Raw genomic sequence first — 13631 nt, 5'->3', positions numbered from 1 at the left:
AGGCCATACATTAATTTTGGTATGGTAGATAAGCCTTTATTTTAACAAAATGGTGTTTAGTTTATGTAACTTTCCGTTATATACTACATTTATTGCTTTTTTCTTTTTGCTATATACTTTCGCTACTGTAATTTGCCCATCTTGCCATTGCATGTCTATTGTCAAATCTCCCTTTGCTTTTAAACCGTTGATGTAGCCTTTATGTGACCAGTCTTTGGGTAGAGAGGGTAGTAGTTCTATATAATCTTTATGATTTTGAACGAGCATTTCGGCTATTGCTGCGGTGCCGCCAAAATTACCGTCGATCTGAAATGGTGGTCCTGCTGTTAAAAGATTTGCATAAGAACCTCCACCTGCACCATAATTGATATGCGTATCTGTTCGGGGGATAACCAGTTGCCGGAACAATTTATAAGCCCTCTCACTGTCTTTCAGTTTTGCCCAGAAAATCATTTTGTACGCAATTGCCCAGCTTGGACCATCGTCACCACGGACTTCAAGGGTTTTCTTTGCGGCAGCGGCAAGTTCCGGTGTACCGTTAACTGTAATCTGATTAGCTGGATATAAGCCATATAGATGGGAAATATGTCTGTGTTGGGGATCTGTTTCTTTATAATCTTCGAGCCATTCCATTATCCGGCCATCTGTACTGACTTGGGCAATTGGAGCGAGCAGCGGTATTTTTTGTTGTAAAGTATCGCAGAATGAATCTCCCAATCCCAGAAGCTCATTCGCTGTAATTAGATTTTTAAATAGCTCATTTGTAATTTGGTTATCTATGGTAGGTCCCATACAAACATTTGCATGTGTTCCATTTGGAAGATAAAAAGCATTTTCAGGCGAAACCGATGGACCGGTCACCAACCAACCTTTTGTTGGATGGGACATGAGTGCTGCATTGTAAAATTGTGCTGCACCTCGTAAAACAGGATATATACTTTTCAGATAATTAAGATCTTGTGTGTATGCAAAATGATTCCATAGGTTGTTACAAAGCCACCCAGATCCTGCATTGGCAATTCCCCAGGAGGCTGCCTCACCGGGTTCGGTATAGCCCCAGATATTGGTTATAACATGTGCTACCCATCCCGGAGCATTATAGTATGCTTTGGCTGTTTTCGCACCGTTTTTAGTCAAGCCTGCTACCAGATCAGCCAAAGGCAGCTCAAGTTCGCTCAAATTGGCTGGCCCAAGATGCCAGTGGTTCATTTGTACGTTTACATCAAGATGATAATCACCATTCCAAGGTGTACGTATCTGGTTGGCCCAAAGCCCCTGTAAATTTGGAGGAAGCAATCCCAATCTGGTACTGCTTATACTCAGATATCGTCCGTACTGGAAAAATAATGCAGCCAGTTCGGGGTCTGCCGACGGATTGTGTTGGTAGTTTTTTAGTCTTTCATTGGTCGGAGTCCGTAGCTGCTTAAAGGCTCCAAATGATAAAGATAAGCGATTAAACAAGGCTGCATATTTTTTCCCATGCAAAGTTAATTCCTGATTCCAGTTGGTCGATATTGCTTTTTTCAATACGCGGTCGCTATTGGTCAAATGGTCATTTTGTTTATAATCCGTATCCGTAACCACTTGAATTATGGCCTCGTTCGCAGATTTAATTATGATTCGGTCATTTAGGTAGGACACAGTGCCTCCTTTGACTTTGGCCGATACCCGCGTAATAAATTTCATGCCCTTTCCGTCTGTACCGTTGTCCAGCTGACCATACATGGTCAATTGGCTGCCCTGGATCTGGTATGAGGCTTTCTCCTGTCGGTTTAGGCTGATTGCTACGGATATACTTTTTGCTTTATCTGCACTTAGGCGTATATAGCCGGCATCGGTATTGAAACTAGTAAAATATTCCCGCGTGTATTTTGTCCCATCAATTACAAATGATGTCGAAGCCTTTGCTGTCTGGATATCAAGTTCGCGTTTATAATTTAAAGGTTTTACATTTTTATTCAGGGTATAGTCGATATTTAAATCGCCCATAGTCTGAAAACAGCCCCATTGGCCCCCTCCAGATCCTGGTCCCGTACATATAAAATGCTTATTGATCAGCTCCTGTGCGATTTCATTTTTGCCAGCGAGCAGCAATGAACGGATTTCCTGTAGATGTTCGTTTGCCTGATAATTATTAGCATCCTGGGGGGAGCCAGACCATAAAGTGATATCGTTCAGGGTGATATTCTCTTTATGGATCCCTCCATTTGGCATCATGCCCATTTTACCGTTTCCCAGGGGTAGGTACTCTTCCCACTGAGAAGCGGGCTGGTTATACCACAATCTCAAGTTCGGATCCCCTTTTTGACATATCGCAGCCAATGGGAGAAATATGAATGCAAAAAAGATATAACTTAACCGTTTTTTAATTTTCATTTTTTAGGTTCTTTAGTTTTATTTTATTTTCTGGGACACCATGTTCATTTAGCCTGATGACATAAACTCCCGCTACAGCGGTATTGTTCTCGTTTATCGATGCGGTAGTGATAAACAGCTCATTCATGTCTGGTCCTCCAAAAGTACAGGATGTGGGGTTTAGGCATGGTAAGGGTATTGTACTTATGACATGTTCGTTCAAAAGATCGAACACGATTATTTTAGATCCGGCCCAATTAGCAATAAAAAGCTTGTTGTCCGCTGAGATGCACATACCGTCCAAAGTTGTTCCGTCTTCAAGTTTAAAAATCTCCTTGATTAATGTAAATTGTTCCTTGTCATAAACAAACTTACGGATGCAGTTTAGTTTGGAATCGATAAAATAGATATAGGGTTTGCGAAATGCGATTCCATTTGAAATAGTGACGCCCTTTAATAAAGAAGTTACAGTTGTTCCCTCGACCTTATAGAGCGTCGCATCGGGAAGTAGAGGGGCATCCGGGCCATTATTGAGATTGTTCATGCTCCCAAGTAGCCAGCTTCCCTTCCAATCTACACGGCCATCATTATATCTAAAGTTATTTTGTGATTCAGGCTTACATATAAATGAAAGTGACTCTGTGTCTAGCGCATAACTAAAAACGCCACTTTCAAGCGCTATTAGGATCAGCCCCTCATCTTCTGATAAAGCGATGCAGCTGATATATTCTTCAAATATTTTTACCCTTGTTTCTTTGGAAGCATAGTTCCAGCGGTATAGTGTTTTCTGGAGAATATCAACGAAGTATAATGTTTGGATTCTTTCGTCCCAGATCGGTCCCTCACCCAACGTCAGTGAACCGGTATGCACCGTGCGTAATTCTAGTATGTTTTCCACTTTCTTACTTGATTTTTATTCGTTTTTAATTGATGGCTTTTAATGCCAGTATGACACTTTTTCTATTGTTGTTCAGTATGGGGTTCAAGCCTACTTTCATCAAGAAGTCACCTGAGAGGATAAGTTCCGATGGTATCCAACTGTTTGTTCCATGTAAGTTGATTTCCTGTATTTTATACTTTTTATTTGGATCTAGGCCCAACCACTGTATGGGAGCTGATGTACTGGAAACCTGGCTGTATTGGACAAGATAGTTTAGCATCAGCGCTTGCGATTTGTCTTTGCTGACATAAGCGAGGCTGGCATGATTGTCTTTTCTTGGATCCGCAAGCCGAAATAGATCTCCATGCCAAATAATGTGCTTATATTGATCATAGGTTTTTACGGCCTGTTGTGCAAAGCTCAGTTCGTCTGCAGACAGCTCCTCCAGGTTTAAATCGAATCCCATTTTTCCCATCATGGCAACATCTATCTTGAATTTTAAATCTTGTTTCCCGAAAGTTGTCACATGATTTACGCTTGCGATAGAGGGAAAGAACAAAGAGTTTTCATATTGCATAAAGATCCTGTCAAAAGGGTCAGTGTTATCACTGGGCCAATACTCTGTAAAATATTGTAGGGATCCGTAGTCAATGCGGCCACCTCCGCCTGAGCACAGCATCATTGGGACTGTTGGATATTTTTCGCGGAAGCGATCCAATACCCGATACAGTCCCTTGGTGTAATCTACATAAAAGTTATTTTGATCTTTCTGGAAGTATGAATACGCGTTATAGATCACCGCGTTGCAATCCCATTTTATGTAGGCTAATCCTGGATTTTTTTGAAAAAGGTTATCCAAGATATTGAATACAAAATCTTGTACCTCGGGATTGGAGAGGTCTAAAACGAGCTGATTTCTGAAATAGTATTCATCCCGTTTTGGCTGTTTTACCACCCATTGTGGTTTTTTCTCATACAGCTCGCTTTTTGGGCTAACCATTTCGGGTTCAACCCAAATACCGAATTTGACATCTTTTTTATTCGCTTCCTTAACGATCGATAGCAGTCCGTTAGGTAGCTTTGATTTATTTTCTTCCCAATCGCCAAGCGCTGAGGTATCTGCATTTCGCGGGTATTTATTACCAAACCAACCATCGTCTAATAAGAAAAGGTCAACACCAAGTTTTTTTGTGTTGTCCAGTAAATGGGATATTTTTTGCTCGTCAAAATTAAAATAGGTACTTTCCCAGTTATTCAGCAAGGTATATCTCTCTCCATAGCCATCAATTAACCTTTGTTTCCTGGCCCAGTCGTGCAGATTTCTACTTCCTTCGCCAAGTCCATTTGTAGATACCGTAAAACTGAATTTTGGCGTGACAAACGCTGTGCCCGCGGCAAGCGAATAATGGGATGCATAATTGTTTACGCCGGCCATGATCCTTAAGTTATCCTGTGGATCCTTTTCAAAGTCCACGCGAAAGTTGCCGCTCCACTCCAGTCCACCCAAAAGCACAGTTCCTTGGTTTTCAGTTATTCTATTATTGAGGCCAAGGGCAAAATAGGAGGATCTAAATAGGTTTGTCCTTGTACCCAGTTTACTGTCAAGGGTCTTTATCCCGTGGGTAAGCTTTTCGTCTTCACGTTGCATTTCAGCGATCCAGTCACCGTGGTAACTTCTTAGATAGTAATCTTCACCTTTAAGATTAATATTGGCTGAAGCATATTTGATGAGCTTTACATTTTTTTTCTCGTTGTGCTTTATCACTGCCCATTGTTCAATGACATTCTCCTGAAAGTTACTTAGGTAATGAAGTTCAACATGGAAAGGATATAGCTCATCTTTGAGCTTAATGATAAGCTCTTTTCGGTTATTATCGATTGTTTTTAACTCTTGGCCTACAAATTTTAGATCCAACGCCTGATTACCATCAGCATGCTCGACGCTAATGGCAGGTTCAAGAAGATTTCTTGTGCCTGATGCGGTGTAGGCCGATTGGTACATGTTGGTATAATCATGACCTTGTTTGTACTGACCGTTCAATTGCCTATATTCATTAGGGTCCTGCAGTTTTTTTCCCAGATAGACCATATTGACGTCTTTGTTTTCTTCAACTGTCAATACCAACGACAAATCTTTTGTTTCCACTACGATGTTTTCCATTGTTTTTAACATAAGTTGTGTTTGTTGTCCCTTGACTATTTCTGCGAATAGGACGACGACTAATAAGAGCGTGTATTTTTTCATGTCATTTGGATTAGAAATTTTCAAAACTATATTTTATGCGATGTTCATAATGATCTCCAGGTAGTAAAAGTGCTGAAGGATATATGTTTATGTTTGGAGAATTGGGGAAGTAATGGGGCTCACAGCACATTCCCTGAAAGGGTTTAAAATCCCCGGACAGGTAGTTCCCGAAATAAACCTGTATACCCGGATAATCTGAGGAGATTGTCATTCTACGGCCGCTTTCAATGTCCTTTATGGTTGCTACCCGCCTGATTTCGTCGCTGGGATCCATGCAATAGTTTATATTTCCTATTTCTTCTTTCAGTGTATCTATAGGTCGAAGTTCAGTGAGGTCGTAAATCGTATCTTTGACTTTTTTCCTGTAGGGAGGGACAGGAAGATGGCCATCACTTAACGGCGTATAGTATTCAGCATTTACCTGTAGCTCATGGCTATCGATGGAATCTCTATTGTCAGAGAGGTTGAAGTAACTATGGTTTGTGATATTGACAAGGGTAGCTTCGTCAGCCTTAGCATGATAATCTATTGTCAAGATATTATCCTCAGAAACCTCATAACGGACATCCACCGTGAGATTTCCGGGATATCCCTCATCACCTGCGGGACTCAGTATCTGCATTTCAATACTATTTTCTGTGTGGCTGGTTAAGTTCCAATACTTCTTGTCGAAACCTATAAATCCACCATGAAGGTGATTTTTCCCCGACTCATTCTGGGAGAGTTGGATCCCAGAATCGTGCAGATTGAACTTCCCGTTTTCAATTCTGTTAGCATAACGCCCTACGGTACTGCCCAGGTAATGTTTATCCTTTTTATAGTCAGCTATGTTTTTATATTGTAACACGGTGTCAATGAGTTTTCCATTCCTGTCAGGAACACGGATGGAGACAATTCTACAGCCCCAGTCCAATATCTCAACACGCATATTACGTTTGTTTTTTATCAAAAAACTTTTCATATGTATATGCTCTTTTTTATAGCTCCGATTGATAATTTGATTTTTGATGATGGTTTATTAATGCAGCATTTTGCTATTGGTCATTACCGTACAAATTTACTAGAAGGGGAGGTGTTTTGTGATAGAGTTAATTTTCATTTAAATGGATTATATTATTATTTTCCTGTAAGTCTGCCGAGAAGGATTTCCAATAGAATAATAAAGTCCATTAATACGCCTGTTTAGTACATTTAATAAAATGGTGTTGGAAGCTAACTTAGCACCATTGAAAAACCAATATTATGATAGAAGCTAAATACAGGAATATTTTTATTTACAGTCTGATCGCATCATTAGGCGGTCTTCTCTTTGGATTTGATATTGCCATCTTTTCGGGCACGATTCCGTTTATCACACCCTTTTTTAATCTTTCCCCGGGGGAGCTGGGCTGGGTGGCCAGTTGCTTATATGTAGGCTGTGCCGTCGGTTCGATCGGTTTTGGAAAAATTACCGAACACATAGGCCGAAAGAATTCTCTTGTGCTGGTCTCCATTGTTTTTATTGTTTCCTCGATTTTGATGGGTATGGCAAATACCGTCGGCGAGTTGATCCTTTGGCGTATTATTGCGGGTATCAGTGTCGGGGGAGCGTCCATACTGTCACCATTATATATAGCAGAAATAAGCCCGCAACAAATTAGGGGAAAGATGGTTACTTTAAACCAGCTGGCCATCGTAATCGGCATATTGATGGCTTACAATTCGAATTATTTTTTATCACATCTTGAGCTCAACTGGCGGCTGATGTTTATAAGCGGCTGTTTACCTGCGGGGCTTTTTATTATCGGCGCATTTTTTCTTCCAGAAAGTCCTAAATGGTTGATATATAAAGGTAAAATCGAAAAGGGAAGGGAAGAGCTGATAAAAATTATGGGGAATGGTAATGTTGATGAGGAGATTCAGGCAATGCAATCTCTGCGAGAACCTGAGCAAAAAAGGGACATAAGAAAGTCTGTGTTGTTGATCTTTTCAAAAAAGTCGTATCTCCTGTTATTGGTCATTGCGATCGTTGTTGCCATATTTCAACAGATTTCGGGTGCTAATGCTGTTTTATTTTACGCGCCGATCATATTTGATAAAGTTGGAATGAATGTAAATAATCAGCTTATCGTCCAGATCTTTATAGGTTCAGTTAATTTGGTTTTCACACTACTGGCGATACGTTTGGTTGACAGAGTAGGGCGTAAAAAACTGATGGTCACCGGTGCTGGGTTAATGGCAATTTTACTTGTGCTTATAGGTTTGTCCTTTCAGGGGACTTATATTCCCCAATCGTTGGCCAGTGCATTGGTATTATTGTTTATAGGTACCTATGCAGCTACATTGGCTCCTGTCACCTGGGTAATCATTTCTGAAATATTTCCCATGGAAATACGTGAGCAAGGAATGGCCATCGCCTCCGCATTTCTTTGGGCGGCCTGTTTTGGAATTACTTATATTTTCCCAATTATGATAGATCAATTGAGCGCCTTTCAGTCATTTTTGACTTTTGCAGGATTATGTGCGTTTTACTTTTTATTCTTAATAACAGTAGTTCCCGAAACAAAAAATAATAAGGTCTAAAATTTTTATAACTAAACAATCTAAACTATAATATATAATGCAAGATATCAATAATAAAGTTGTTATCGTGACCGGTTCGGGAAATGGTATTGGCAAAGGAATAGCCGAATTAATGGCAAAAAGAGGGGCGAAGGTTATTTTGGCAACAAAATATGATGATGAGGGGAGTGCCCTTGAAAATAATATGATGGAAATGGGGTACTGGGCGCGTTATGTGCAGACGGATGTCAGCAACGAGGAAAGTGTCAAAAATATGGTGGAAGAGGTTCTTGGTATTACCGGCAAAATTGATGTCCTGGTCAACAATGCGGGTATTACAATTTTCAAGTCTATTTTGGAAGCCACGCTGTCTGATTGGAACAAGGTTATCGATACAGATTTGAAAGGTGTTTTTTTATGCAGTAAATATGTTGCTGCGGCAATGGTCAAGAATTTAGAGGGTGGAAGCATTGTCAATATTTCTTCTAATCATGCCTACCGGACGCTCCCCGATACAGAGATGTACGCAGCAGCTAAGGGCGGGATTAATGCCATGACGAGAAGCATGGCAGTTAGTTTGGGCAAATTCGGAATTCGGGTGAATGCGGTCTGTCCGGGCTTTACGGATACAAATCATTATCAACGCTGGTTATCCGAAAAGGAAAATCCAGGAGCGATCGAAAAGGAAATATTTGATCTGCACGCACTAGGCAAGATATCTACACCTGCAGATATTGCTGAACTGGTATTCTTTCTGGTGACAGACAGCAGTAAGAATATTACGGGTAGTGACTTTTTGATCGATGGAGGATTAACGGCGAGACTATATCATTCGGATAAATTTTAAGTATGAAAATCACAGGATTCAGATTGTATAAAGTGCCACCTAGATGGCTATTTTTAAAGATAGAGACTGATCAGGGGATTGTCGGTTGGGGGGAACCCATTATCGAGGGCAAGGCAGATACTGTTATGGCCGCCGTTAAAGAATTGATGGAACAGCTTCTGTATAAAGATGCACGTCTTATTGAAGATCACTGGAACTCGATGTATAGGGGAGGATTTTATCGGGGCGGGCCTATTTTGATGAGTGCAATTTCCGGAATCGATCAGGCGCTCTGGGATCTGAAGGGAAAATATTTTAATGCACCTGTTCATGAACTGATCGGCGGCAAATGCAGGGATAAAATGGATGTCTATTCCTGGGTGGGCGGTGATGAGCCACAGGTTATTATTGAAGAGATCAAAAAAGTCGTTGATAGGGGCTTTCATACTGTGAAGATTAATGGTACTGGGAAATTGCAATACCTGGACTCCTTTGTTGAAATCGACAACCTACTGGAGCGTATGTCGCTTATCCGTGAATATTTTGGCAATGAGATTAATGTAGGTATTGATTTCCATGGGCGTGTACATAAGCCAATGGCCAAAATTCTGATGAAAAAATTGGAAGAATTTAATCCATTATTTATCGAGGAGCCTTTACTTTCGGAAAACTTCGAGGGAATTGTTGAGCTTGCTAAAAGCACCGCTATACCCATTGCATTAGGAGAACGTCTATTTTCGAGATGGGATTTTAAGAAAGTACTGGAATCTGGGGTTGTGGACATTATCCAACCGGACCTGTCGCATGCAGGTGGGATTTCAGAATGTAGGAAGATTGCTGCGATGGCCGAAGCATATGATGTTGCCTTGGCCCCGCACTGTCCCTTGGGGCCAATTGCTTTGGCGGCCTGTCTCCAGATCGATGCAGTGAGTTATAATGCAGCAATACAAGAACAGAGCCTGGGGATTCATTATAATGAATCTAATGATTTGCTCGACTATATTAAGAATCCGGAGATTTTTAATTATCAAGATGGAATGGTATCTATTCCCATGGGTAGTGGGCTCGGGGTAGAGGTCAACGAAGAATATGTGCAGGCAATGGAAAAGGTTGGTCATAACTGGCATAATCCTGTCTGGCGGCACAGAGACAATTCAATTGCAGAATGGTAAACATAAAGTTATGCGTTTTTTAGAAAAAATTAAAAAAGGAGAATCGGTACTGGGACCTTTCTCCAAGACATCAGATCCTTCGATGATCGAGGCTATGGGCTACGCCGGTTTCGACTTTATCATCATCGATCTGGAACATGGACCAAATACTGTGCTGAATGCGCAAAATCTTATCCGCGCCGCTGAGGTTTCGGGGACTTTTCCGGTAATTAGGGTTGCAGACAATACCGCGACTGATATAGGAAAAGCATTGGATATCGGCGCTAAAGGCGTGCAGGTCCCACAGATAACAACCGCGGAGGAAGCGCGTGCCGCTGTATCTCACGCAAAATTCTCACCGCTGGGGATGCGTGGAGTATGCCGATTTGTACGTGCGGCAGAATTTTCGAATAAAGATCGATTTGCTTATTTTCAGGAAGCAAACGGGCAATTTCTGATTTTACAGCTTGAAGGACAAGAGGCCATAGCGAATTTTGAAGATATTATTTCCGTTGAAGGTATTGATGTGATTTTTCTGGGGCCATATGATCTATCACAGGCCCTAGGGGTGAGCGGCCAGATCAATCATCCACTTGTGCTGGAAAAAATGCAATATGTAATTGAAAAATGTAAATCTAAAAATATTAAATCGGGTGTTTTTACCGATAAGATCCAAGATGCCAAGAGATGGCTCGATCTGGGAGTTGATTATATTTCTTTTTCGGTCGATGTTGGAATTATTCAGGAGGCAAGCAAAACCATTATTCATCAGCTTTCGACCTGATCAACACGCTCAATTATCTGACAAGTGAAGAGAGACTTATTAGTCTCTCTTTTTTATTGTTTTTCGTTAATAAATGAAAACGAATGGCGCAATTGACTTGCAATAGTCATGTCAGGATGTATTTCATTGATATTAAATAGGCTAGAGCCCACACCAACTGCTGAAGCACCATTGCTGAACCAGCTGCTGAGATTTGATGGTTCCAGCTTTACGCCTCCGGTGACCATAAACTGCACACCTGGAAATAGGGGCTTTACCGCTTTTAGGAAATTAGGGCCTAATACATCTCCAGGAAAAAGTTTGATCAGTGGAGCGCCACATCTCACGGCTAAGTTTATTTCAGTCGGTGTCATGCATCCTGGGATCCACAGCTTTCCTTTTACTGTGCTCACGGCAGCAATTTGTGGATCAATAATTGGACTGACTATAAAATCGGCACCTTCTTCCAAAAAAATGTGTGCCTCTTCTGGAGATTTTATTGTCCCCATCCCCATAATCATATCCGCTTTTTTATTGGATTTTAACTTATTGAAATTTTCCAGAGCTTTTGGGCCACGGTTTACAAATTCAAAAACCCGGACACCGCCCTCGTAGCACTGTTGTAAAATATCAAGGCATCGCAGTGGATCCTCATCATAAAAAACAGGGATGATTGGATTTTCTGTTATTTTATCTAGTATTTTTTGCATAATGTGATATTTATAATTTAATGAAATCGCCCTTTACAAACAATTTATCAAAGCCAATTTTAGTGGCAAAATCAATTACTTGCTGTTCCGGTTGGTCGCTGGAAATCGCCGCAATTAATCCGGCCATAAATGCATCTCCACTCCCTATTCGGTCGACGAGTGATCTTGTTTCATAAGTTGTGGACACAAAATGGTCGGAAGTGGTATGATAGGTCGCATAAAAGAGGTTGTGGTTGACGTTTTCCATAAAACGGAAAGTATTTGCAATATGTTTACATCGGGGGTAATTGGCAAAGATTTCTTTTGAAATTTTTTTTGCATGCGCAAAGTACTCTTCTTTAGGCGTGTTGTTGTCAAAGTGTGCTTCTATTTTTGTACCCAGCATCTTATTGGCAGCCCAAATATTACCCATTATTACATCTACATATTTTAATAGTTCGGGCATGACCTCAATGGGTTCTTTTCCATATTGCCACAATTTACTCCGATAGTTAAGGTCAACGGATATTTTCATTCCTTTTTTGCTGGCAAATTTTAGCGCTTCAAGACATACCTCTGCCAATGTGGGGTTTAATGCTGGTGTCAAGGCCGTGAAATGGAACCAGGTCATATTATCAAATACGGCTTCCCAATCGATGCTACCTACTTGAATCTGACTAAATGATGAGTACTTTCGGTCATAGATCACTTCACCATTGCTCAGACCATTCGCCGAGAGAAGCATATAGCTTCCAAGTCGATCTCCCTGAAAAAGTATTTGGGAAGTATCTACTCCGTAATCAGTTAAAATTTGCTGAATTTCAAGGGTCATAGGATTTCTTGGCATGGCAGTTACATAGCAGGTCGGAATTTTGAGCTGTGCTAAGGCCGCAGCCACGTTGGCTTCGGAGCCCCCCGCATAGACGTTCAGATTATTTTGTTCAAAAAATCCTTCAGATGTGGATTGGAGTCGTATCAATAGTTCTCCAAAACATAAGATCCTGTGATTGGACATAGTACAATTTATAGTCATCATTAATGGTTAAAAATTCAAGATATGCTGGTATTAACCTCACGCTGAGCGGCTGGCATGGGGAAATTTATGACAAAATATAAAAACCATACTGCCGCTTTTTGAATTGGCGTTAAGTATTAATACCTTTTAAAGGTATTGTCTTGATTTTACATTAAGATGTATAATAGTAGCTAGTTAATGGACTTTCTTATTATTAGTTTTTACACTATCTCGATAATGAACAGGGGAAACACCCATATGTTCCTTAAATAGCCTGGAAAAATAGTATTGGTCGTCAAATCCCAGTTCGAATGAAATGATTGAAACTCTTTTTTCGGTGAACTGCAGCTGGTAGCAGGCCTTTTGAATCTTTAGATGGTTCAGGTACTCAATTGGCGAATAACCTGTTCTATTTCTAAAGAGCTTGCTGAAATGAGAAACAGATAGATTGCTATTGTCCGCAATTTCCTTTAGACCAATCCTATTACCGATATTATCCTGCAAAAATGAAATAGATTTATCAACTACATCCGTATCTGTATTGTCTATGTTTTTGAATAAATCAGGAAAAAGGTAACCACTGAAAAAATTTGGAAGGCTCATAGAAATATATTTGACAATTTCCTTACTGTAACCTTTCTGCAATAATCTGCAGTAACGGTTGAATATATTCACCATTTCGCCTTCAAAAGTCAATTTGTTATGTTCATTTTGAACTTTCTTATAGATTTCTCCAATAATTAAAGAGGTATGGCTCCCATAGAAGTGCATCCAATATATGGTCCAGGGCATATTGATGTTTGCATGATAAAAATGAGGAATGTTTGCGGGAATCAAGATAAATTCATTTGCTTCTAAAAGGTATTCTTTCTTGTCAATTTTTACGACTCCGCTACCGCCTACGCAATGTAAGAGTATGTGCTCAGCACAACCGTTCGGTCGGTCACAATAGTGGTTTTTAGCCTTGGGATAATAGCCTATATCAGTAAGGTAGAACGAATTAAACTGCTGGTCTTTGATATTTTCTTTTATGATCAGTGGAGGGATTACAATCCTAACCTGACCTTCAAAACCTTCTAATTTTTCAACACTTTCCATATATCAATATTTTGGGTAAAAACCTCTTATTTATAGAAAAATTATTCTGGATGGATTACGGAGTACTA

The 13631-nt window shown here is 40.3% G+C and carries 11 protein-coding genes; 4 read left to right on the top strand and 7 right to left on the bottom strand.

Annotated features, from left to right (window positions below):
• Positions 1-36: 36 nt before the first annotated feature.
• From ABTV71_RS17125 to ABTV71_RS17110, 4 genes are read right to left on the bottom strand one after another with little or no spacing between them, the layout of a single operon-like run.
• Entirely contained in the window at positions 37-2376 is a 2340-nt protein-coding gene (locus ABTV71_RS17125) for a glycoside hydrolase family 95 protein (RefSeq protein WP_433900408.1), read from the bottom strand.
• Positions 2366-3253, bottom strand: a complete 888-nt coding sequence (locus ABTV71_RS17120) for an SMP-30/gluconolactonase/LRE family protein (protein ID WP_433900407.1) — start codon at positions 3251-3253, stop codon at positions 2366-2368. The genes ABTV71_RS17125 and ABTV71_RS17120 overlap by 11 nt, the downstream gene beginning before the upstream one ends.
• A 25-nt stretch (positions 3254-3278) precedes the next feature.
• Positions 3279-5480: an alpha-galactosidase gene (locus ABTV71_RS17115; RefSeq protein ID WP_433900406.1), complete on the bottom strand. Its 2202-nt coding sequence runs from the start codon at positions 5478-5480 to the stop codon at positions 3279-3281.
• 10 nt (positions 5481-5490) lie between these two features.
• Positions 5491-6441 carry an aldose epimerase family protein gene (locus ABTV71_RS17110; RefSeq protein WP_433900405.1) on the bottom strand — a complete coding sequence of 317 codons (951 nt, stop codon included), beginning with the start codon at positions 6439-6441 and terminating at the stop codon, positions 5491-5493.
• Positions 6442-6722: 281 nt separating this feature from the next.
• Here ABTV71_RS17110 and ABTV71_RS17105 point away from each other — a divergent pair, with 281 nt between their 5' ends.
• Genes ABTV71_RS17105 through ABTV71_RS17090 form a run of 4 tightly spaced genes read left to right on the top strand, consistent with a single transcriptional unit; the run spans position 6723 to position 10782 of the window.
• Entirely contained in the window at positions 6723-8042 is a 1320-nt protein-coding gene (locus ABTV71_RS17105; protein ID WP_433900404.1) for a sugar porter family MFS transporter, read from the top strand.
• A 37-nt stretch (positions 8043-8079) separates the two neighbouring features.
• The gene (locus ABTV71_RS17100) at positions 8080-8868 is read left to right on the top strand and encodes an SDR family NAD(P)-dependent oxidoreductase (RefSeq protein WP_433900403.1); all 789 of its coding nucleotides are present in this window, start codon (positions 8080-8082) and stop codon (positions 8866-8868) included.
• A 2-nt stretch (positions 8869-8870) separates the two neighbouring features.
• Positions 8871-10019 carry a galactonate dehydratase gene (gene dgoD, locus ABTV71_RS17095; RefSeq protein ID WP_433900402.1) on the top strand — a complete coding sequence of 383 codons (1149 nt, stop codon included), beginning with the start codon at positions 8871-8873 and terminating at the stop codon, positions 10017-10019.
• 10 nt (positions 10020-10029) lie between these two features.
• Entirely contained in the window at positions 10030-10782 is a 753-nt protein-coding gene (locus ABTV71_RS17090; RefSeq protein WP_433900401.1) for an HpcH/HpaI aldolase family protein, read from the top strand.
• 53 nt (positions 10783-10835) lie between these two features.
• Here the strand turns inward: ABTV71_RS17090 and ABTV71_RS17085 are convergent, their stop codons facing one another.
• The 3 genes from ABTV71_RS17085 to ABTV71_RS17075 all read right to left on the bottom strand — a co-directional run bounded on the left by ABTV71_RS17085 (position 10836) and on the right by ABTV71_RS17075 (position 13563).
• Positions 10836-11471 carry a bifunctional 4-hydroxy-2-oxoglutarate aldolase/2-dehydro-3-deoxy-phosphogluconate aldolase gene (locus ABTV71_RS17085; protein ID WP_433900400.1) on the bottom strand — a complete coding sequence of 212 codons (636 nt, stop codon included), beginning with the start codon at positions 11469-11471 and terminating at the stop codon, positions 10836-10838.
• A 10-nt stretch (positions 11472-11481) separates the two neighbouring features.
• Positions 11482-12465: a PfkB family carbohydrate kinase gene (locus ABTV71_RS17080; protein WP_433900399.1), complete on the bottom strand. Its 984-nt coding sequence runs from the start codon at positions 12463-12465 to the stop codon at positions 11482-11484.
• Between the two features lie 195 nt (positions 12466-12660).
• Positions 12661-13563: an AraC family transcriptional regulator gene (locus ABTV71_RS17075; protein WP_433900398.1), complete on the bottom strand. Its 903-nt coding sequence runs from the start codon at positions 13561-13563 to the stop codon at positions 12661-12663.
• Between the last annotated feature and the right edge of the window lie 68 nt (positions 13564-13631).

The organism is Sphingobacterium puteale (genome assembly GCF_050986225.1).
In the GTDB taxonomy this organism is placed as follows: Bacteria; Bacteroidota; Bacteroidia; order Sphingobacteriales; family Sphingobacteriaceae; genus Sphingobacterium; species Sphingobacterium puteale.
The sequence above is the reverse complement of the archived record's forward strand: the minus strand, read 5'-3'. Positions and strand labels throughout refer to the sequence as shown.

Excerpts from the sequence above, each read along its gene's own strand:
- ABTV71_RS17075 (WP_433900398.1), bottom strand. The coding sequence starts at position 13,563 with ATGGAAAGTGTTGAAAAATTAGAAGGTTTTGAAGGTCAGGTTAGGATT.
- ABTV71_RS17080 (WP_433900399.1), bottom strand. The coding sequence starts at position 12,465 with ATGTCCAATCACAGGATCTTATGTTTTGGAGAACTATTGATACGACTC.
- ABTV71_RS17105 (WP_433900404.1), top strand. The coding sequence starts at position 6,723 with ATGATAGAAGCTAAATACAGGAATATTTTTATTTACAGTCTGATCGCA.
- ABTV71_RS17110 (WP_433900405.1), bottom strand. The coding sequence starts at position 6,441 with ATGAAAAGTTTTTTGATAAAAAACAAACGTAATATGCGTGTTGAGATA.
- ABTV71_RS17115 (WP_433900406.1), bottom strand. The coding sequence starts at position 5,480 with ATGAAAAAATACACGCTCTTATTAGTCGTCGTCCTATTCGCAGAAATA.
- ABTV71_RS17090 (WP_433900401.1), top strand. The coding sequence starts at position 10,030 with ATGCGTTTTTTAGAAAAAATTAAAAAAGGAGAATCGGTACTGGGACCT.
- ABTV71_RS17100 (WP_433900403.1), top strand. The coding sequence starts at position 8,080 with ATGCAAGATATCAATAATAAAGTTGTTATCGTGACCGGTTCGGGAAAT.
- ABTV71_RS17085 (WP_433900400.1), bottom strand. The coding sequence starts at position 11,471 with ATGCAAAAAATACTAGATAAAATAACAGAAAATCCAATCATCCCTGTT.
- dgoD (WP_433900402.1), top strand. The coding sequence starts at position 8,871 with ATGAAAATCACAGGATTCAGATTGTATAAAGTGCCACCTAGATGGCTA.
- ABTV71_RS17125 (WP_433900408.1), bottom strand. The coding sequence starts at position 2,376 with ATGAAAATTAAAAAACGGTTAAGTTATATCTTTTTTGCATTCATATTT.